This window comes from Mesorhizobium kowhaii (assembly GCF_003253745.1).
In the GTDB taxonomy this organism is placed as follows: domain Bacteria; phylum Pseudomonadota; class Alphaproteobacteria; order Rhizobiales; family Rhizobiaceae; genus Mesorhizobium; species Mesorhizobium kowhaii.
The window spans coordinates 217,925-238,875 of the sequence record NZ_MZXV01000013.1 but is presented as its reverse complement, the minus strand read 5'-3'; the positions used below and the strand labels follow the sequence as shown (position 1 = coordinate 238,875).

General features: G+C 62.5%; 21 protein-coding genes. 12 read left to right on the top strand and 9 right to left on the bottom strand.

Features of this window, described 5'->3' with window-relative positions; genetic code table 11:
* Positions 1–8 precede the first annotated feature (8 nt).
* Entirely contained in the window at positions 9–2,087 is a 2,079-nt protein-coding gene (locus B5V02_RS03530) for a hypothetical protein (protein ID WP_111542848.1), read from the top strand.
* Positions 2,088–2,089: 2 nt separating this feature from the next.
* Here the strand turns inward: B5V02_RS03530 and clpS are convergent, their stop codons facing one another.
* From clpS to B5V02_RS03510, 4 genes are all read right to left on the bottom strand, one after another.
* A complete protein-coding gene (gene clpS / locus B5V02_RS03525) occupies positions 2,090–2,395 on the bottom strand; it encodes an ATP-dependent Clp protease adapter ClpS (RefSeq protein ID WP_111542847.1) in 306 nt (101 codons plus the stop codon).
* Between the two features lie 139 nt (positions 2,396–2,534).
* Entirely contained in the window at positions 2,535–2,900 is a 366-nt protein-coding gene (locus tag B5V02_RS03520; RefSeq protein ID WP_111542846.1) for a hypothetical protein, read from the bottom strand.
* Between the two features lie 217 nt (positions 2,901–3,117).
* Entirely contained in the window at positions 3,118–3,351 is a 234-nt protein-coding gene (locus tag B5V02_RS03515) for a hypothetical protein (protein WP_111542845.1), read from the bottom strand.
* A gap of 39 nt (positions 3,352–3,390) precedes the next feature.
* Positions 3,391–3,693: a hypothetical protein gene (locus tag B5V02_RS03510; RefSeq protein ID WP_111542844.1), complete on the bottom strand. Its 303-nt coding sequence runs from the start codon at positions 3,691–3,693 to the stop codon at positions 3,391–3,393.
* A gap of 233 nt (positions 3,694–3,926) precedes the next feature.
* Between B5V02_RS03510 and B5V02_RS03505 the strand changes: the two genes are divergently transcribed.
* Entirely contained in the window at positions 3,927–4,643 is a 717-nt protein-coding gene (locus B5V02_RS03505) for a response regulator (protein WP_111543715.1), read from the top strand.
* Positions 4,640–6,046 carry an ATP-binding protein gene (locus B5V02_RS03500; protein WP_111542843.1) on the top strand — a complete coding sequence of 469 codons (1,407 nt, stop codon included), beginning with the start codon at positions 4,640–4,642 and terminating at the stop codon, positions 6,044–6,046. The genes B5V02_RS03505 and B5V02_RS03500 overlap by 4 nt, the downstream gene beginning before the upstream one ends.
* A gap of 38 nt (positions 6,047–6,084) precedes the next feature.
* Here the strand turns inward: B5V02_RS03500 and B5V02_RS03495 are convergent, their stop codons facing one another.
* From B5V02_RS03495 to B5V02_RS03480, 4 genes are all read right to left on the bottom strand, one after another.
* The gene (locus B5V02_RS03495) at positions 6,085–6,375 is read right to left on the bottom strand and encodes a hypothetical protein (protein WP_146606013.1); all 291 of its coding nucleotides are present in this window, start codon (positions 6,373–6,375) and stop codon (positions 6,085–6,087) included.
* Between the two features lie 72 nt (positions 6,376–6,447).
* Positions 6,448–7,629, bottom strand: coding sequence for a choline ABC transporter ATP-binding protein (choV, locus tag B5V02_RS03490; RefSeq protein WP_111542841.1), 1,182 nt, complete (start codon positions 7,627–7,629; stop codon positions 6,448–6,450).
* On the bottom strand, positions 7,626–8,480 hold the full coding sequence (gene choW / locus B5V02_RS03485; protein WP_111543714.1) for a choline ABC transporter permease subunit: 855 nt from the start codon (positions 8,478–8,480) through the stop codon (positions 7,626–7,628). Before choW ends, choV begins: the two co-directional genes overlap by 4 nt.
* A gap of 123 nt (positions 8,481–8,603) precedes the next feature.
* The gene (locus B5V02_RS03480) at positions 8,604–9,539 is read right to left on the bottom strand and encodes a choline ABC transporter substrate-binding protein (protein ID WP_111542840.1); all 936 of its coding nucleotides are present in this window, start codon (positions 9,537–9,539) and stop codon (positions 8,604–8,606) included.
* A 259-nt stretch (positions 9,540–9,798) separates the two neighbouring features.
* On the opposite strand from B5V02_RS03480, the gene B5V02_RS03475 reads away from it, so the two are divergent.
* A complete protein-coding gene (locus tag B5V02_RS03475; RefSeq protein ID WP_111542839.1) occupies positions 9,799–10,410 on the top strand; it encodes a thymidine kinase in 612 nt (203 codons plus the stop codon).
* Positions 10,411–10,522: 112 nt separating this feature from the next.
* Here the strand turns inward: B5V02_RS03475 and B5V02_RS03470 are convergent, their stop codons facing one another.
* The gene (locus B5V02_RS03470) at positions 10,523–11,419 is read right to left on the bottom strand and encodes a DMT family transporter (RefSeq protein ID WP_111543713.1); all 897 of its coding nucleotides are present in this window, start codon (positions 11,417–11,419) and stop codon (positions 10,523–10,525) included.
* A gap of 100 nt (positions 11,420–11,519) precedes the next feature.
* Between B5V02_RS03470 and B5V02_RS03465 the strand changes: the two genes are divergently transcribed.
* From B5V02_RS03465 to B5V02_RS03430, 8 genes are all read left to right on the top strand, one after another.
* Positions 11,520–12,377, top strand: a complete 858-nt coding sequence (locus B5V02_RS03465; protein WP_111542838.1) for a LysR substrate-binding domain-containing protein — start codon at positions 11,520–11,522, stop codon at positions 12,375–12,377.
* A 144-nt stretch (positions 12,378–12,521) separates the two neighbouring features.
* Positions 12,522–12,911 (top strand): c-type cytochrome, encoded by a 390-nt coding sequence (locus B5V02_RS03460; RefSeq protein WP_111542837.1) that lies wholly within the window; start codon positions 12,522–12,524, stop codon positions 12,909–12,911.
* 310 nt (positions 12,912–13,221) lie between these two features.
* Positions 13,222–14,310, top strand: coding sequence for a hypothetical protein (locus B5V02_RS03455; protein ID WP_111543712.1), 1,089 nt, complete (start codon positions 13,222–13,224; stop codon positions 14,308–14,310).
* 31 nt (positions 14,311–14,341) lie between these two features.
* Positions 14,342–15,487, top strand: a complete 1,146-nt coding sequence (locus tag B5V02_RS03450) for a hypothetical protein (RefSeq protein WP_111542836.1) — start codon at positions 14,342–14,344, stop codon at positions 15,485–15,487.
* Between the two features lie 48 nt (positions 15,488–15,535).
* Positions 15,536–16,327 (top strand): Fic family protein, encoded by a 792-nt coding sequence (locus B5V02_RS03445; RefSeq protein ID WP_111542835.1) that lies wholly within the window; start codon positions 15,536–15,538, stop codon positions 16,325–16,327.
* 2 nt (positions 16,328–16,329) lie between these two features.
* The gene (locus B5V02_RS03440; protein WP_111542834.1) at positions 16,330–18,240 is read left to right on the top strand and encodes an AAA family ATPase; all 1,911 of its coding nucleotides are present in this window, start codon (positions 16,330–16,332) and stop codon (positions 18,238–18,240) included.
* Positions 18,241–18,249: 9 nt separating this feature from the next.
* Complete coding sequence (locus B5V02_RS03435; protein WP_111542833.1) at positions 18,250–19,554, top strand: DUF6638 family protein; 1,305 nt, start codon at positions 18,250–18,252, stop codon at positions 19,552–19,554.
* Positions 19,555–19,657: 103 nt separating this feature from the next.
* The gene (locus tag B5V02_RS03430; RefSeq protein ID WP_111542832.1) at positions 19,658–20,782 is read left to right on the top strand and encodes a DUF2333 family protein; all 1,125 of its coding nucleotides are present in this window, start codon (positions 19,658–19,660) and stop codon (positions 20,780–20,782) included.
* Positions 20,783–20,951: the final 169 nt, after the last annotated feature.

Below are 20,951 nucleotides of genomic sequence, written 5' to 3'. Positions count from 1 at the left end.
GTTAACGCATGAACTGGTCGATCTCGCTCGAACCGCTGATCTCCTGGCCATTGCTGGCCGTGGTGCTGGTGCCGCTGGCGCTGCTGGCGCTCATCGGCCTGTGGTTTCGCCAGCGTGGCGCCATCTTCCGCTTCGTCGCCCTGCTGGCGCTCGCCGCCGCCCTGTTCAACCCGGTGTTCCTCAACGAGGAGCGCGAGCCGCTGAAAAGTGTCGTCGCCCTGATCGTCGACCGCAGCCAGAGCCAGGACATCGGCGACCGCACCAAACAGACCGACGAGGCGCTGGCCGGGCTGCAGCAGCGTCTTGGCCGCTTCAAGCAGTTCGACGTGCGCGTCGTCGAGGCCGGCAAATCGCAAGCCGCCGAGGAGCGCACGGAAACACGGCTGTTCGGCGCGCTCGAAGGCGCCTTCCGCGACGTGCCGCCGTCGCGCATCGGCGGCGCCATCATGATCACCGATGGCGAGGTGCATGACGCACCCGCAGGTAGCCCCGATTTCAACGCGCCGCTTCATGCCCTGATCACCGGCAACGACCACGAGAAGGATCGCCGCATCCGCTTCGAGAACGCGCCGCGCTTCGGCCTTGTCGGCAAGCCGCTCGACATGACCTACCGCGTCATTTCGACGGAAAAAGAGACCGGCCCGGTCGATGTGCGCGTCTCGGTCAATGGCGAGCAGGTCGCGGTCGAGCATGCCACCGTCGGCCAGGCCATGCCGCTGCAGGTGACCATTCCGGGCGCCGGCCGTAACATCATCGAGCTCGCCATCGACCGCGAACCGGGCGAACTGACCGACACCAACAACCGCGCCATCGCCCTCATCGACGGCATCCGCGAAAACCTGCGCGTGCTGCTCGTCTCCGGTGAGCCGCATGCGGGCGAGCGCACCTGGCGCAATCTGTTGAAATCCGACGCCTCGGTCGATCTCGTCCATTTCACCATTTTGCGGCCGCCGGAAAAGCAGGACGGCACGCCGATCAACGAATTGTCGCTGATCGCCTTCCCGACCCGCGAGCTGTTCGTCGAGAAAATCAAGGATTTCGACCTCATCATCTTCGACCGCTACCAGCACCGCGACGTGCTGCCGATCCTCTATTACGACTACATCTCCGAATATGTCGAAAAGGGCGGCGCCCTGCTGATCGCGGCCGGTCCCGAATATGCCGGCGAAAGCTCGATCGCACGCACGCCGCTGATGTCGGCCTTGCCGGCAATGCCGACCGGCGAAGTGGTCGACAAGGCCTTCTATCCGCGCCTCACCGAACTCGGCCAGCGCCACCCGGTGACCCGCGGGCTGGACGGTTCGGCCACCGAGCCGCCGCACTGGAGCCGCTGGTTCCGCACCATCGGCGTGCAGAATCCCGAAGGCGAAGTGGTGATGAAGGGCGCCGACAACCGGCCCCTGCTCTTGCTCGACCGCAAGGGAGAGGGCCGCGTCGGCATGCTTCTGTCCGACCAGGGCTGGCTGTGGGCGCGCGGCTTCGAAGGCGGCGGCCCGCATGTCCAGCTCTACCGGCGCATTGCGCACTGGCTGATGAAGGAGCCCGAGCTCGAGGAGGAGCGGCTGACCGCCGACGGCCGCGGCATGGTGCTGGAAATTCGCCGCCAGACGATGGCCGATGATCCTGGTTCCGCGCAGATCATCACCCCCTCCGGCAAGACCTTGACGGTCAAGCTCGAGAAATCGGAGCCCGGCGTCTTCCTTGGCAGCGTCGAGACCAGCGAGATCGGCCTCTACCAGGTCGCCAATGGCGACTTGACCGCGCTCGCCCATGTCGGACCGGTCAACGCGCCGGAATTCGCCGACGTCATCTCCACCGAAAACCGGCTGAAGGCGCCGGCGGAAGCCACCGGCGGCAGCGTGCGCCGGCTGGCATCATCCTCGGTCGTTGGCAGCGACGTGACGCTGCCTTCGGTCGTGCCGGTGCGCTCGGCAGGTGACGCATCTGGCAGCGACTGGATCGGCCTGCGCACGACCAACGACAGCGTGCTCAAGGCGGTCTCGCGCGTGCCGCTGTTCGGCGGCTTCCTGGGCCTCGGCCTACTGCTGCTGGCAATGGGTTCGATGTGGTACCGCGAGGGGCGGTAGGACTACTCCTCCGGCTCGGTCGTGAACAGCAGCGGATAGCCCTTGGCCTTGCCGGCATCGGTGGCCCGTGTCGCCTTGGTCTCGGCGACATCCTTGGTGAAGACGGCAACGACGCAGACGCCACGCCGATGCGCGGTGATCATCACCCGGTGCGCCTGGTCTTCGCTGAGCTTGAACTCGCCCTTCAGCACCGTCACCACGAATTCGCGCGGCGTGAAATCGTCATTGATGAGGATGACCTTGTAGAGCTTTGGCCGCTCGGTCTGCGGCTTGACCTGGGTACGTGGTTTTGTGGTGATTTCAGGCATCGGAACCGACAATTAGCGCAAGCGACCTGGCTCGCATTCTGACACCGGCGAAAGCGGCCGTCTATTTTGATTGACGCGCAAAACCGGTGTCCGGCGGGCGCCGCCATGCACAACTATGTGGGAAAGTGTCGGGTGCCGTTCAACGGCCCTGGCGGCCAAACATGCGGCGGCTGGGAACCTGCCGCGCGGCTGTGACGGACGGCATATCGGGCCGAAGGCGGTTTCCGCCCGCATCCGCCCGGCGTTCCAGCCATGCCGCGATCGGCCACGCGACGACGCAGAGCAGCGTTGTGCCGGTGAGCACGATCAGCAGCCAGGTCTGGGCTGGTGTGATGTAGTCCCAGTTGGTGGAAATCGCCGGTGCGAACAGCGAAGGCTCAGTGCGTCCGCTGGCCGGATCGGGCACCGGGCTGGCGGTGAGCAGGATCAGCACCCTGGCGGCGCCTGTGACAACCAGGCCGCCGAGCACCATCGAACGCAGAGTGGACGAAAGCCGCTTCTTCATGCGGACTGCCCTACACGGCCGGCATTGCAAACGGGTTAAAGTCGGTCAAGGCGGAAGCTGCCGGCACCGGGCTTCGGCCAAACATTGGTAGGGGCCTATCCGTCCGCTTCATCGCCGATATAGAGGCTTCAGCGGCTCGGATAGGAAGAAGGCCGCTCCAGCCGAAACCAACTGGAGCGGCCTTGTCATTAGGCAGGCATGTTATGCCGGATCTGGATTAAGCCTTCGGGGCGTCCTTCTTGACGGCCTTCTTCGGAGCCTTCTTGTGCTTCTTGACGGTCTTCTTGACGACCTTCTTCGGAGCAGTCTTGGCCGGAGCGGCGGTAGCCGGAGCGGTGGTCGTCGAAGCAGCCGGAGCAGCGGTCGTGGTGGCAGCGGCATTGCCGAGAGCCGGCATCGCGAAAGCGAGAGCGACGGCGAGACCGGTTGCGGAGAGGATGGACTTTTTCATGGCTTCATTTCCTTTTTTAGCGGGTCGAGTTTTCGAGCGTCACTGAACCGGGTCGTTCGGTGTCACTCCAAGCAGCTTCAAAGCGTTGGCGAGCATCCGGATGCCCTGTGCCTGTTTCTTGGCGGCGCAGTACCGGTTACCCTTTCTCTGAAGTGCCTTTGCCGCGGTGACCTGCGTTGCCGCGGCATGGGTTTCGAGGGCTTCATCGAATTGGTGGCTGAGATTGGCGCACCGTTCGCTCCGGGTGGTGAGCGTCACCTTTGCGTCCGATTGTTCGACAGCGGCAGTGACCAGGCAAATGCCCAGCAACGCACCCAACAAACTGATCGACAACCTTGGCATCGGTTTATCCGTAAACCCGGAGACTAGCGTCGCAGCCGATGACCTGACCGCCACGAGACCAGTTATGCCTTTGAATTTTTTCAGGAGTTTTTCTGAACTGTAGAATTTTGTTTCTAGATTGTGTCTGAGAAAGCCGGTGTGAACGCATCATCGCCACTGGCCAACATATGGCCTGAATTCTATCGTGTGGGTTGCGACAGAAGGGCTTGGTAATCAACAATGACAGGGCTGCTGTGAAATCCGACGCACACATACTGATCGTCGACGACGACAAGGGCATCCGCGACCTGCTGCAGGAATTCTTCCAGAAGCGGGGCCTGCACACCTCGGTTGCCGCAGACGGCACCGAGATGGAGGCCATCCTGCGCCGTACGCAGGTGGATCTCATCGTCCTCGACGTGATGCTGCCCGGCAAGAGCGGGCTGGAGCTGTGCCGCGACCTTCGCGCCCAGTATTCGACGCCGATCATCATGCTGACCGCCGTCACCGAGACCACCGACCGCGTGGTCGGCCTGGAGATGGGCGCCGACGATTATGTGCCCAAACCGTTCGACCCGCGCGAGCTTCTGGCGCGTATCCGCGCCGTGCTGCGGCGCAACGGCGCCGCCGAGCCGAAGCGCGCCACCACCAAGCAGATCTATCGCTTCGCCGGCTGGACGATGGACTGTTCGCGGCGCCGGCTGATCGCACCCGACGATGTCAGGGTCGAGCTGACGATGGCGGAATTCAATTTGCTGCAGACCTTCGTCAAGAGCGCGCAGCGTGTGCTGACCCGCGACCAGCTCATCGAACTGTCCGGTGGCGATAGCGACTATTCCTTCGACCGCAGCATCGACATCCTGGTCAGCCGGTTGCGGCGCAAGATGGAAGACGACCCGAAAACGCCCAAGCTGATCCTCACCGTGCGCAGCGGCGGCTACCAGTTCCTGCCCGAGACGACCTCCGAATGAGACGGTTCCTGCCGCAGACCTTGCCTGTCTGGGTGCTGCTGATCGTCATCGCCGGCCTGCTGATCAGCCAGGTCGCGACCCTCTATATCGTGTCGCGCGACCGCGCCGCCGCCAATGGCGTCGTCGACCTCTATCGCCTCAACGACCGCGCCTTCTCGCTGGTGCAGCTCATGCATGACGCCAGTCCGGAGCAACGCAAGGCGACGGCGACCGGCCTGTTCAATGCCACCTACGCGCTCACCATCACGGACACGCCGGCGGTCACCTCGTCGATTGCCGGCGACGACGAACTGGCGGAACTGGAAGACATCCTCGTTGGCCGGCTGTCGAAATTCGGCATCACCGATGCGCGGGTGCGACGCGACCCGGCGACGCGCGAGGCCGACGACGCCACCGGCATGGCGCCAGGACCCGATATCGGCCAGGTCGAGCGCGACCTCCTGGTGCTGGCCGCCAACTTCGCCCAGAGCGACAAGCTGACGGCGTCGCTGCGCTTCGCCGACGGCCAGTGGCTGAATTTCACCGAGCCGATCACGCCCGTCGGCCCGATCCTGAGCTTCGACAGCCTGCCGCTCTATTCGCTGATCGCAGGCCTGGTGGTGATCATGTCGATCTGGTCGCTGCGCCGGCTGACGGCGCCCTATAGGATGATGGAAACCGCCGTGAACCGGATCGGCAAGGATCTGAAGAGCCCGCCGATCACCGAAAGCGGCAGCCGCGAGGTGCGTGCCGCCGCCAAGGCGATCAACGCCATGCAGGCGCGGTTGCGCGAATATGTCGAGGACCGCGAACATCTGGCGGCAGCGCTGGCGCATGATCTGCGCACCCCGATGACGAGGATGCGCCTGCGCCTGGAGCTGTTGCGCAAATCGGCGGTTCGCGAGGCGCTGGCGCACGATCTCGCCGATGTCGAGAGCATCGCCAGTTCGGTGATCGACTTCGCCACCTTCGAGGTGACGGAGGAAAAGAGCGAACGCATCGACTTCTGGTCGCTCGTGGAGTCGATCGCCGACAGCTATGACGACGTCTGGTTCGACGACGACACCCGCTCGCGTGGCCTGATCTGTATGGCGCGGCCGGTCGCGCTCAGGCGCTGCGTCACCAATCTGATGCAGAACGCGATCACCTACGGCAAGAAGGCGCATATCAGCCTGCGCCGGTCGGAAAACATGATCCTGCTTACCATCCGCGACGAAGGGCCGGGCATACCACAGGCGCAGATCGACGCCGTGTTCGGCTCTTTCGTGCGCCTCGAACAATCCCGCAACCGCCAGACCGGCGGTCTCGGCCTCGGCCTGACCATTGCCCGCAACATCGCGCGGGCCGCCGGCGGCGAGGTCCGCCTGTCCAACAACCCGGGCGGCGGCCTGCTGACCGAGCTACGCCTGCCGCTGGCGGCCTGACGCAGTCGCCTCGAGGTGCCGGCCTTGTTTTGCCGTTTTCAACGGATGACAGCGATCTTCCATGCCAGCAGGGCAACTATTGCTGCTACGCTGGAGAGGGTCGCCCACCCATGCCGCCCGAATGCATGCAGGACAAGAACTGCCAACGCGGCAGTGATCGCTGCGAGCGTCCCTTCGATATAAAAGAGCTGATTTGCACTTAATTGCGTGGCGGTCGCACCGCCGATCCTGAAAAACTCCAGGATCGATCGCATCGCAATCACAAGCAGGACCCCGACCGCCGTTTGCGCGGTCCGCGGTTTAGACAGCCAACTCCAAATCCGTTCCAAGGCGCTTTTTCCCTGATAGCCGACGGTCCTGGAGTTCTCGCGACTCCTCTATTGCCGCGAGATCGCGCTCAGCTAACGCCGCAGCACAGCGCTCAGCACATCGCGGATGCCGATGGCGCCGACAAAGCGCGACTGGTCGTCGAACAGCGCCACTGGTGCGGTCTGCGAACGGTGCATGGCCAGCATTACGGTTTTCAGCGAGGTGCCGGGATTGGCCCAGAACACCTGCGCCAGTTCCTCCGGCTGGCCCTCGACATCGGCGCACGACACCCAGACCGCCGGCTTGCCGTCGCGTTCGGCCGCTGCCACCAGCCCATGCTCGTCGATCTTGAAGCGCGTCGTCTTGCGCCGGTCGAGCCATACCCAGCCATTGTCGCCGTGCTCCAGATCGCGACGGTCGCGCATCACGTTCCAGGCGGTCAGCACCGACAACGGGTTCACATTGGCGATGAAGTCGCGGACATAGTCATTGGCCGGGCGCAGCACGATGTCCTCCGGCGCGCCGGTCTGCACGATGCGGCCGCCTTCCATGATGGTGATATGGGTGCCGATCTTGAGCGCCTCCTCGAGATCATGGCTGACGAAGATGATGGTCTTCTTCAATTCGGCCTGCAGCTGCAGCAATTCGTCCTGCAGCTTGGTGCGGATCAGCGGGTCGAGCGCCGAGAACGGCTCGTCCATCAACAGGATCGGCGCCTCGGTGGCAAAGGCGCGGGCCAGGCCGACGCGCTGCTGCATGCCGCCCGACAGCTCATGCGCGTATTTCTTCGACCACTGGTCGAGATTGACCAGCTTGAGCTGGCGCTGCACGCGCTCCTTGCGCTCTGCCTCCGGCACGCCGGCAAGTTCGAGGCCAAGGCCGACATTTTCCTCCACCGTGCGCCATGGCAGCAGGCCGAACTGCTGAAACACCATGGCGACCTGCTTCTGCCGCAGCCTTCTCAGCGTCACCTCATCGCAGGTGACGACGTCGACCGTGCCGTCGCCGTCTTTGACCAGCACCTGGCCGCGCGAAACGACGTTCAGCCGGTTGACGGCCCTGAGCAGCGTCGATTTGCCGGAGCCGGACAGGCCCATCAGCACGGAAATCTCGCCCTCATGCACGGTCAGGCTGGCGCCGGCGCAGCCCAGCACATTGCCGGTCTTTTCGAGGATTTCGGCGCGGGTGGCGCCGGCGTCGACCATCGCCAGGGCGCCGGCCTGATCCTGGCCGAACATGATGTCGACATTCCTGAAGTCAACGGCGACGGTCATTTCTTGCCTCCCACGCCGATGCGTGTCATCCGGTCTAGCACGATGGCCAGCACGACGATGGCGAGGCCGGCTTCAAGCCCGAGGTCGATCTTGCGCGAACCCAGCGCCCGGTTGATTTCGGTGCCGAGGCCGCCGGCGCCGATCAGTGCGGCAAACACCACCATCGACAGCGACAGCATGATCGACTGTGTCAAGCCCGCCATGATGGTCGGCAGCGCCGAGGGCAGCTCCACCTTCCACAGCAACTGGCTCTTGGTGGCGCCGAACGCCTCGCCTGCCTCGACGATCGACTTCGGCACCGAGACGACGCCGAGATGCGTGAGACGAACCGAGGTCGGGATGACGAAGATGATGGTGACGATGAGGCCGGGCGCATTGCCGAGGCCGAACAGCGTCAGCACCGGGATCAGGTATACGAAGGTCGGCAGCGTCTGCATCAAGTCGAGCACCGGCAGCATGATGCGGTAGACCTTCGGCTTGTGCGCGGCCCAGATACCGAGTGGCACACCGATGGCCATCGAGGCGGCGGCAGCGGCAACCACCAGCACCAGCGTCTCCACCGTCTGCTTCCAGAGGTTCTGGTTGAGGATGAACAGCAACCCGAGAAAGACGGCCACCGCCAGGCCTCTCGATCGCTGCAGATAATAGGCAAGCAGCGCAATCAGCGCGATGAGAAGGACGGGCGGTACCAGCAGCAGCGTGTCGACCACTCCGTCGAGCAGGAAATTCAGGCCGCCGGAGAGGCCGCGGAAGAAGGTGTTGAAATTGTCGGTGAGGAAGGTGAAGAACGCTTTGCCCCACTCGCCTATGGGGATCTTATAACTGACAAAGAATTTTGAAATCGGATCCATCTTGCCCCTCTTTGGCAGTCGCCGTCCTTGCCGGACGGTCATCTTGTCACAGGATATGGAAAAGGGCAGCCCTTTCTACAGTGACTGCCCTTCTTGATCGGTCACGCCGAACGCAAGGCCGGCTCAGCTTCCGAGCGCAGTCTTCACGGCTGCAGCCGCGTCGCCGCCATCGAAAGTGGTCACGCCGGCAATCCACGGAGCAACCGCGTCCGGATGCTTCTTCAGCCAGTCGGTCGCGACCGTGTTGGCGTCGCCGCCCTTGAGGATCGCGTCCATCATCTCGCCTTCCATGTCGAGGTTGAACTTCAGGTTGGCGATGAACTTGCCGGCATTCGGGCACTCGGTGGTGTAGCCCTTGCGCACATTGGTATGCACGGTGGCGGCGCCGAAGCCGCTGTCGCCCATGCCATCGAGATAGGTGATCTTCATGGCACCCATCACCGGATGCGGCGTCCAGCCGAGGAAGGCGATCCACTCATTGTTCTTGATCGACTGCTCGGCCTGGGTGAGCATGCCGGCCTCCGAGGATTCGACCAGCTCGAAGCCTTCGAGATTGTCCTTCGGGTTCTTGATCATGTCGAGGATGATGCGGTTACCGTCATTGCCGGCCTCGATGCCGTAGATCTTGCCGTCGAACTTGTCCTTGAACTTGCCGAGGTCGGTCAGCGTCTTGACGCCGGCATCCGCCACATAGGTCGGCACGACGATACCGTAGCCGGCGCCACTGAGGTTTTCGCTGATGGTCTCGACCGAACCGTCGGCGGTGTAGTCCTTGATGTCGTTGGTCATCGACGGCATCCAGTTGCCGAGGAAGACATCAAGATCCTTGTTCTTCAGCGACGCCATGGTCACCGGCACCGACAGCTGGATCGTCTGCGGCTCGTAGCCGAGCGCGGTCAGCAGAACGGAAGCGACACCGGTCGTCGCCTGGATGTCGGTCCAGCCGACATCGGAAAGACGCACCGCCTTGCAGCTTGCCGGATCACCGGCGAAGGCAGCGCTCGTGGACAGCAGAGCCGCCAGGCCGAGGCCGGCGACGAAGGAATTCATGCGCGACATAGATATTCTCCCATTGCAATTCTTTGGCGAAGCGAAGTTACGGTTTCTCTGCCCGCCTTGTTTCGTCAGCCAAACACCATTCTGGTGTGGTTTCAAGCATCAAGGCAATCACGATCAACGGCGCAGGCTGGCCAATCAGCGACACGCTTCCTGCTTTTGCACTGCGCGGGCGTCGTTTTTTTGGGGCGGGGGTCGTTTCTTGGGGGAATGCGGCGGCGCCCCCTCCCCGCGTCGGGATAAGTCGGCTTAAAAGGGCGGCATGGCCAAGCTCTACTTCCACTATGCGACGATGAACGCCGGCAAGACGACGATGCTGTTGCAGGCGTCGTACAATTATCGCGAACGCGGCATGCGCACCATGCTGTTCGTCGCCGGCCACTACCAAAAGGGCGACAGCGGCCTGATCTCGTCGCGCATCGGCCTGGAGACGGAAGCCGAGATGTTCCGCGACGGCGACGATCTGTTCGCCCGCGTCGCCGATCACCATGAGCATACGACCGTGCATTGCGTCTTCGTCGACGAGGCGCAGTTCCTCGAGGAGGAGCAGGTCTGGCAGCTCGCCCGCATCGCCGACCGGCTGAACATCCCGGTCATGTGCTACGGCCTGCGCACCGATTTCCAGGGCAAGCTGTTTTCCGGCTCGCGCGCGCTGCTGGCGATCGCCGACGATTTGCGCGAGGTCCGCACCATCTGCCGCTGCGGCCGCAAGGCGACGATGGTGGTGCGCCTCGGCCCCGACGGCAAGGTGGCACGTCAGGGCGAGCAGGTGGCGATCGGCAAGGACGTCTATGTCTCGCTCTGCCGCCGCCACTGGGAGGAAGAGATGGGCCGCGCCGCGCCCGAGGATTTCATCGGCTTCACCCAGGCCTGACCAGAGCGGTTCTTCGTTTCACGGAAACGCAGAACCGCTCTATCTCTCTCTTTGTTTTGACGCAATTCCGGACGGAAAACCGTTTCACACTTTTCCTGGAATTGCTTTGGGCTCACACAGTCGAGACACGCCGTCTCGGAAGCCGCCAGCCGAGCCGCACACCAAGCGTCGCCAGCGCAATCAGCGCCATGCCGGCAGCCTGCGCCGGTCGGAGCGGATGCCCATAGATCGCCCAGTCGACCATGATGGCGACGACAGGGTAGATGAAGGTGATGACGCCGATCACCGGTGTCGTCAGGCGCGGAAAGGCCGAATTCATCAGCACATAGGCAATGCCGGTATGCAGGATGCCAATGCCGAGCAGCCAGCCCCATGACGCAGGCGCAATATGTTGGCCGATGTCAGCGAACGGAGCGAGCATGACGACACCCACCACCGTCTGGCAAAGCACCGTGATTTCCGGGCGCTGTTGCCCAAGGCCCTTGGCAAGGATCGTCGCAACGGCATAGAGCAGGGCAGCACCCAGGGTCAGCGCAATACCCAGGGCCCAGTATGGGTCGGCATGGCCGTGCGCGACAACGAGGCCGCTGGCCAGCACGACGCCGAGAAATGCGCCAAGCATCCATAGAATCTGGTCAAGCGAGATGCGCTCCTTGAGAAAGACCACGCCGATCAGCACCACGAAGAATGGCTGCACATGGTAGACGATCGTCGTCGTGCCGATCGACGTCATAGCGAAACCGGCGAAGAAGGCCGTCCAGCTCAGCACCATGCAGACGCCGGCAAGCGCAGCGAGGCCAAGCCGGGACAGAGACAGCGTTCGGTCCGGCAGATAGCCGCGCAGCAGGCACCATGCGGCCAGGAATATCGTGCCGAACACGCATCGCCAGAAGACGACGGTGACGGGATGAAGCCCCGATTCCGTGACGAAGGCGCCGACCGTGCCGGCAATCACCATCGCCAGGGCGAGGCTCGCGGCCGGGAAACGGGCGGTCGATGTATCTGTCATGAGGCGTTCTTCCAGATGGTGCGGCAGCATCTGGCCAGTTCGGAAGCTCTCAAACAAGCGAATAGATTTGTAACTAGCTATTCGATATGTTGATAGCACCATGGCCACTCCGCTCGACCTCAACCTGCTGAAAACCTTCGTCGCCGTCGTCGAGAGCGGCAGTCTTTCCAATGCCGCACCACGGGTCGGCCGCAGCCAGTCCGCCGTCAGCATGCAGATGCAGCGGCTGGAGGAGATGGTCGGCAACCAGCTTCTGGTGCGTGGTCCCAGAACCGTCACCCCTAACGCGATCGGCGAGGATTTCCTGATCTATGCGCGCCGGCTGCTGAAATTGTCGGATGAGGCATGGGCCAGCGTCACCCGGCCGAAGGAAACCGGCAGCGTGCGCCTCGGCGTGCCGGACGACTACGCTGCCTTCCTCTTGCCGCCCGTGCTGTCGCGTTTCGCGGCGGAACACCCGTTGGTGACGGTGGAACTGATCTGCGAACAATCGACCGCGCTGGTGAAAACGTTGGCGGAGGGACGGCTCGACCTGGCAATCGTCACTCGACTGCCGGAACAGCCGCTCGACGTGATCCGGCTGGAGCGCTTCGTCTGGGTGGCCTCGCCCAACCATGTCGCCTGGGAGAACGATCCCTTGCCCGTCGCTTTGTTCGAACCCGGCTGCGCCGCCAGGATGAATGTCCTGCAGGCGCTTGGCGATGCCGACCGGTCCTATCGCTGCACCTATTCCAGCGCCTCCCTGCTTGGCCTGATCGCAGTCGTCCAGGCCGGTCTTGCGGTCGCCGGCCTCGCCCAGCGCAGCGTGCCGCCGTCACTGCGCATCATCGGCGGCAATGAAGGGCTTCCCGTGCTGCCGGATCTCGAAATCGGCATCCTGCGCAACCCGCTATCGACGACACCGGCGGTCGAGCGGCTGAGCGATTTTCTGCGCCGTGACCTGGCACAGCAGGCCTGACTGCAGTGCCCCCGACTTGCGATAACATTGTCATGGCATTCGACATCAAGAGCCGCCGGGCATCCTCCCAGTCCCGCCACGATGCAGCGTTTGTTAAGGCCTCGGTCCTATAAGACCGTCAGCCAGAACTCTCCGGGGTCAGCCATGTTTCGAGCCGCTTCGTCTGCCAGCATTCTTCTCCTTGCCACCTCGCTTGCCGCTCATGCCGGCGGTGACCCGGCGCTGGGCAAGCATGTCTTCAACCGGTGCATCGCCTGCCATGAAGCCGCCACCGACCGCGACAAGGTCGGCCCGCATCTGATGGGCGTCGTCGGCCGCACCGCTGGTAGCGCCGAGAGCTTCCTTGGTCACTACTCCGGGGCGATGAAGAGCGCCGGTGCTGCCGGCCTGGTCTGGGATGAAGCCAACCTCGCCGAATATCTCAAGGCGCCTCGGCTCAAGGTGCCCGGCAACAAGATGATGTTTGCGGGCCTGACCAATGACGACGATATCGCCAATGTCATTGCCTATCTGAAGGCCGATCCCAAGCCCTGAGCAACCGCCGGGTACGTCGCATGACGACGCCGGCTTCACCGGATATGATACGCCTGCAACTGGAATTCCAGGGGCGTCCGCGCCTGCGGGGATCGACTGCCTTGCCGGCACAGAAGTTCAATGACAGTTGAACTACGCTTGGCCTGCAAGCTAATCACGCCATGACCCCGTCTTCACTATCTTTCAAGACCGTGACGAATTCTTTTGTTTTCGGGGCGGGTCTTGTCTTGCGTCTTTCAATCCCCGGATGCCCCACATATATTCGCCGCTGTTCGCGACCAGCGACGTGATGCCGAAGCGGGAGGCCCCAATGGCGACATTGCAGAATTTTGATGCCGAAATTGCCAAGACCAAGCAGGTCGTGCAGGACATGCGCACCAAGATCGAGCAGTCCGGCACCGTGCTTGATACGCTCGCCACCGCCGACAAGAAGATCGGCGACGCCAATTTCGACATCGAGAACGCCCGCATCGAGGACGTGCTGAAACAGCAGAAGGTGATGGAAGGCAACATCGCCGACCTGATCATCGGTCTGGAGGACGCCACCAACGTCTTCGGCGCAGAGTTCGAGAGCATGAAGAACTACACCGGCTGGGAAAACTTCGTCGGTATGTTCTCCAGCCAGAGCAAGCAGCGCATGCGCACCGACCGCGTCCGCAACATGTCGCTGGCCGGCAACCTGCAGGAATTGCTGGCCAAGTCCGACACCATTGTCGGCATCCTGAAGGCGCAGAAAGAGGTCCTCGACCAGCGCTACAAGACCTCCGAGGCCAGCCTGTCGCAGGTCATCGAGCGCCGCAAGACCACCATGTCCAACCTCGAAGCCGTGCAGAAGCGCATCGAGGAGCTCAACCCGATGCTGCTCGACATCGAAAACAAGATCGCCGCTTCCACCAGCCAGAAGGACCGCACGCAACTCGAGGGCGAACGCTCCAAGCTGGCGACGGAATACAACGAAAAGCAGGCCAAGGAGCAGGAGTTGCTGGCCGAGAGCCAGACGCTCGAGCGCTACACCTCGATGTTCCAGACCTTCGTCGATTCGCTCAACAACCAGATCGCCGCGCAGTCGACACTGATCAACAAGCTGACCATCGATACCGAACAGCGTATCGTGCTCTACAAGGCGCTGGAAGATTCGCTGAAGACCGCCGCCCAGCAGGACGTCGCCCACAAGATCAACACGCTGGGCAGCCAGGTCGACAACACCGCCGAGGAAACCATGGCCGGGATCGGCGCAGCTTCGCAAAAGCACATTGGCGACCTGCTCGAAATGCACGAGAAGAACATGGTCGCCAGCGCCGACATCCAGCGCCGCAAAAAGCTGGCCGACGATGCCTTTGCCCGCCGCTTCGACGAGGTGCTGAAGAAGCACAACGCGGCAAACTACGTGCAGTCGTAGGGGTGACAGGACTGCCCGCGAGCGCACAGGCATGACCCCCGAAAACGAAGCGGCGGCACGGTATTTCTCCGCCATCACGGCCGCATTGAGCGGCCTTGAAGTGTTCATGCGCGACGACCGCTCGCCGCTCTACCGGCATGGCATCGTCGCCAAGATCGTCGCCGAATACATCGCCCGGCTCGACAAGTCGTTTGCCTGCTGGCGCAACCGGCTGGGTTTCATGGACACGTTCCGCATTTCGCGCGCCGAAAGCGGCTTCCCGGTGTTCCAGAACCTGCTCGAACTGGAAAACGACCGTCGCCAGGCCGACGCGCGGCTTGCCAACATTCCGCTGGCCGGCGAGTTGCGCGAGGAAATGGCCGACTTCATCCTGCGCCACAAGGAATTCCCCGAGGCGCTGCAGAAGTCGATGGCCGAACGGCTCTATCTCGAGGACGTGAAAAGCGAGAACACGTTCGGCCCGTTCACGCTGGCGCAGACAGCCAAGGTCTCGGTCAATCCAAAGACGGCGCGCCCCTATTATCTCGTCCACTGGGCGACGTTCGACGGCAGCGCCAACCTGCCGCTGGTCTACATGGTGACGGTGGAGGATTCTTCCGAAGCGATGATCAGCCAGCTTGTCGACAGCAACGGAAAGCTCAACGAAAAGGTCGACATTCCGCTGCCGGTCGACGGCCTGCTCAATCCTGAACTTGCCCACCGCTTCGACGATTTCACCGAGAAGAATTCGGCCTATACGCTGTCACCGGCGACCATCGCGGTCAACCTCGACAAGGATTTCGAGCCGCTGCACCCCAAGCAGCTGCGCCGTGTCGTGCTCGGCCCCTTCTACTCGGCAGGGATTACCGACAACAATTCGACGGTGACCGAGGTGCTGGCCAAGGTGCGCAAGCCGGAGAATGCCTGGCTGCTGACCTGGACCATCCAGGAGGTCTATTCCAAGGCCGAGAAACCCGGCCGCAAGGGGCTGTTTTCAAGTGAGAAGACGACGCAGGAATTCTTCGTCAACACCGACGATCTGGAAGCCGCGCGCCAGGGCGTTTCGAGCTACGAGAACCATGCATTGATCCCGCACGAGGCCTACCAGGCACTCTACGCCGCCGGCGAGGCGCAGAAGATCTTTGCCGGCTACAAGGTCCACATCCTGTCGAATGGGCAGGTGATCAGCGATGTGTGAGAGCTCCGCTCACATCGGGCAACGTCACGCCCAATCGAGGCGTAAACAATGACGCCCGCAGGCACAGTTTTCGCCAAGAAGCGTCAGCTTGACGCCTTAAGGAAGAGAGTTCGACCCGGCGCTTTGGACGGCCTGGAGCACAGTCAGCGGATCGACATAACCTATACGTCAAACGCGATCGAGGGCAATACGCTGACGGCGGGCGAAACCGCCTTGGTCCTGGAGAAAGGCATCACGATCAGTGGAAAGCCGCTTAAGGACCACCTTGAGGCCATCGACCATGCAAGGGCGTTGAACTGGGTATTGGAAATCGCTTCCCAAAGCGATACGCCGATAGTTGAAGCGGATATCCGTAACCTGCACCATCTGGTTGTAGGAAATTCCAAGCCCGAAATTGCCGGTCGTTATGCCGACAGCGCCCGCTATGTGAACACCGATGTCGGTGTTCACAATTTCCCAACACCGACGGAAGTACCCGCGCTTATGGAAACGTTCTGCCACTGGCTGGGCGCAGCACGCCAATCGCCGCAGACCGCCTTCGAAGCCCATCGACGGCTCGTCGGCATTCACCCCTTCAACGACGGCAATGGCCGCACGGCACGTCTCCTGATGAACCTTGTGCTGGCGCGCGCGGGCTATCCGCCTGTGGCGATCCGCCCCGAAGATCGCCCAGCCTACATCGCCGCGCTTGAAATCGCCCAGCGCGGCGGGGGTCACGCTACCTTGGACAGGTTGCTTTTCGACAGGCTGGATCAGACGCTGGACATGTACCTCGGCGCCGCGCGCCAGGCGCAGGATGCTTCTGCCGAGGCCAGCAAAGTAATCCCGATAAGGAGCTGAGCATGGATACCGGCCTGACCACCATCCCGGAAGCATCGATCGAAAAGCACCGCGCCACCGCGCAGAGCTTCATCACCCGCATCGTCGTGCTGGAAGACCCCTCACGCGAGTCCGGCACCGCGCTTGCCGGCACCAACCGGCGCTTCGTCTCGACCGTCTCGGTCGGCTCGGTGCGGCGCACGCGCGAGGTCGAGCTCTCGAAGACCGTCGGCGCCGTCCACCCCGACGACCAGCTGCTGACCATCCCGCAGCACACTCTGTTGTTTCGCGCCCGGCGCGGCACGGCCATCGCGCTGGCCATATCGGACGTCTTTGCCGAAGGCTCGGACCTCGAAGGCCTGCAGGCCAGGAACACCCGCGCCCCGCTCGAAGGCGACGAGGCGTCCACTTTCAAGAAGCTTCTGTCGGCCTCGGCCTACATCTCGGCCTTCAGCCTCACTTCCTATCTGTTCCAGCTGATCGACAGCGACGGCGAAGCGCCCAACGACATTCCCGAGCCGGACTTCCTGTTCGACACGCAGCAGGATGCGGTGAAGTCGATCCTGGCCGGCCTCGACAAGGCGATATCAGGCGCGTCGGACGACGCCGACCTGATGACCAGGGCTCGCGCCTTCGCCCGCGTTGCCATCGACGGACTTCTGGCGCGCAAGGGCCGCTTCGACGGCATCGGCCCGTTCGAGAACGCCCATATCCGCATCGATGCCGATGACTTCACTCTCGATGGTTTCGACGTCGCGCCGGGCAAGCGGTCGAAGCCGCTGGTGATGACCTTCAAGAAACCGGAAGAGGTGGTCGGCAACCACATTGCCAAGTACCAGTCGGTCAAGCTCGCCAGGATGCTGATGGCCTACGATTTCGAGCGCGAGCTCAACCCGTTCGTCGAGCTCGGCGGCTTCCTGTTCACCTTCATCGGCGACGGCGCGCCCGGCACCGGCAAGACGACGCTGATCCAGATGATCGCCGGCCTCGTCAACGGCTACTGCCAGGTCGCCGGCTACCCCTTCGCCTATGAGAATTTCGGCGTCGACCAGATCTCCTCTTACCAGGGCAAATCAGGCCAGAACTGCCGCCAGTTCCTCAACAATGTCTTGAACCCGCGCGTCATCGGCTTTGGCACCATCGACGACATCGACCAGGTGGCGGCGCGCCGCTCCGACGACCGCGCCTCGGCCGGCCAGCAGGAGATCACCGGCGTTTTGATGGATGCCTTCGCCGGTGCTGCCACCGTGGTGCGCGGCAACTGCTCGTTCGGCATGTTCTCCAACTACCCTGAAAATGTCGACGATGCGCTGCGCCAGCGCGCCGGCGCCCGCTGGCTGGTCGATGGACCCCAGACGCGCGACGACTACATCGACATCTTCGTGCTGCTTGCCGGCAAGAACCACAAGATCCCGCTCGGCGACCACGATCTCTACGCCGCGCAGGAGATCCAGCGCGCCGTGACCGAGGCCTATGAGGAGCATGAGAAGCCGCAGGAAGACGGCTTGATGAAGGTCTACGAGCGCTACATGAAGGAGAACGGCGCGCCGAAATCGATGGCCGATATCGGCACCTATCTGCACCTGATCAAGGATGCCGAGCCGCGCTTCACCGGCCGCGCCATCAAGAACGTCACCGACGCCATCAAGATGCGGGCCATGGACATCGAGCTTCCCGACGACTGGTTCGAGAAGCCGGAAGCTTTCATGCACAAGGGCTATGACGAGAAGAAAGCGATGATCGAGGAACTGCGCGGACCCTTCTCGATGGACATGGTCATGCAGGAGATCAACCGCTACGCCGACAGCGAGTTCCGCTATTCCGACAAGTCCGACGATTCCGCCGTCGAAAAACTGCTGCGCGACGCACGCCTGCGCGAACGGGCCGCGCGCGAGATGGAAGAGATGAAGAAAAAGGGGCTGTGGAATGCGTGAAGGTACGCAATGACCCACGCCAAGAAACCCGACCTTTTGCGCGACAATGAGCTGATCTATGGCCGGCTGCTGACGGTCGACGAGCCGCATCTGATCCAGCGCTACAACAAGGCGCTGGCCGCGTTCGGCTTGAAGCCGACGAAACTGAAGAGCTTCCAGATCGACCGCACCGGATTCTCGCCCGAAGTGGCCGAGGAATGCGGCGACTATGACTACCTCGACCCCAACGAGGTCAATCGCCGCTTTATCATCCTGACGCCGTCGCAGATCGACCTGCCGGTGGTGCACACCGCCTTCTCCAACACCTCGCAGCTGATGTTCGAGTTCATGTCCAAGAACCAGCGAGCCATCGACGCGCTGACCATCAAGGACGTCATCTACGGCGAGATCGAGGATTCCGTTCCCAAGGTCAACGACATCGAGGACCTGCTGTCGATCAGCCAGGTCGAGTTCAAGGTGCTGTCGGCCGAAGACGTGCTGGGCAAGGCCGCCGAACTCGGCAAGCTCGTCGACCGGCTGAAGCAGGAGCCCGACGCCTGGCGCGACAACGCCATGCTGACCCGCATGGTGGAACTCGCCAAGATATGCGGCGACATCCGCGAGAATGCACTGGTGCCCGACCAGGTGATCTTCCGCCACAATGCCTATTGGACCAGCCATTTCGGCGGTCTCTACGTGTTCGTCGATCCGGACATGACGACGGTGATCAGCGATCCGGCCGCACCCGGCTTCCGCCGCTCGCGGCCGTGGCAGGTCAGCTATCTCTCGATCAACGACGCCGACAAGGTGTTCAAGTTCCTCGCCACCACCGGCCGCATCGAGCTGCCGCGCGCTTCCTGGATCGAAGCCTCGGGCTATCTCGAGCATCGCGCCGAGATGGTGGTGCGCGCGCTGATCCGCGACGCCGAGCCCGACCGCAACCTGACCGACGTCGACAAGGTCTGGCTGCAGACCTGGATCCAGAGCCATGCCGACCTGATCACCAGGGATGGCGACTTTCCCTTCCTCAACGCCGCCAAGCGCGAGATCGCCCAGCTCGGCCACCTCAAGATCGAGGATGTGTTCCCAACGCAGCGTTTTCTGGTGATCCGCGCCAAACCCGACCATCCCGACGCCTGGCTGACCAACCGCCTGATCTCGGATTTCGTGCCGTCGGACTTCGTCTCGCGCTACATCTTCAACAAGCAGGGCTTCTACAAGGACTATGACGGCTTCAGCGACGCCTGGCGATCGCATGTTGTGGACGTTCTCAAAACCACATATTTGAAGGACAAGGTGGCGTTTCGCACACGCCTCTACGGCCTGACTGATTAGAACGAAATGACCCGTCATTTCGTTCTAACTTATTGTTTTAGCGCATGATGTAATCCAAAAAGTCTGCAACTTTTTGGCATTATGCTGAGGGGGTGACATCGCCATGCTCGATCCGATCGTGAACTTCTTCACCCGGATTTTCCAGTGGATCGGCCGTGGTATCGGCCTCTTGATCGGTGTCATCCTGTGGCCGTTCCTATGGGCCGGGCGCTGGTACACGCAGCGCGGCTGGATCCTGAAGGCGGCGGTCGGCGTCGCCTTGCTGGTGCTGATCGGCCTCTATGCCAACTTCTTCTACGCCACCCAGTGGTGGAACAATTTCAACCCGAACTATCCCGACACCTACACTTTCGACAAGCGCAACGTGTCCGCCGGCGAACAGGTTGCCGCCGGCGCTGGCACGGATACCGCCAAGACCTGCGGCAACTCCGGTATTGCCCAGATCGCCGCCGACCTGACCGACTTCAACGTCAACCAGAATGCTTGGATCTCGTCGATGATCCTCTACAAGCTCGGCCTGTTCGGCATCGATTGGGACCACACGCCGTGGATGGACAACCAGGCCTCGTTCCAGCGCGGCATCAACCAGGCGGTGCGGCGCACCGCGACGGAACTCGCCGACAACCTCGGCCGTGTCCGCACCACATCGCAGATCGATGCCGATCTGCAGGACGCGCGCGGCAATCTGCAGTTCGACGAATACACCTGGTATTTCGGCGTGAGCCCGTTCGGCCCGAAGACGCCGACACCGAGCTACTATCGCGACGCGGTGCGCAAGCTGCGCTCCTTCAACGCCCGGCTCGCCACCTGCCAGGCGACCTTCGATGCCCGCGCCGACAATCTGAAACAATATATCGATCGCATCGCTTCGGACATCGGCTCGACCTCGGCCATCCTCAAGGAACGTGCCGAAAACCACAACAATGGCTGGTTCGATTTCCGCGCCGACGATCGCTACTGGTTCGCCTATGGCCAGCTCTACGCCTATTACGGCCTGATGAAGGGCGCCCAGGCCGACTTCGAGGACGTCATCAAGGAAAAACACCTGCAGAGCCTGTGGGACACGATGGATGCGCAGTTTGTCTCGGCGCTGAAGATACAGCCCTTCATCATCGCCAATGGCCGCGAGGATGGCTGGCTGCTGCCGACGCATCTGACGACGATGGGTTTTTACGTGCTCAGGGTGCGCTCCAACATGGTCGAAATCAGCAACGTGCTGACACAGTAACGCTGCTCTGCCACAGCCATTGCGATGGCGAATTTGCGCCGTCGCTTCTGTCGCATTCCGTGCATTGTGCGGCTGTTTTGAGACGGCGGAGCGCCGCGTCCTCTGGCTTCTATACGGCGCGGCAACGGAGCCAGGAAGAACCGATGACAGGTCGGCCGATCCGCAGAGG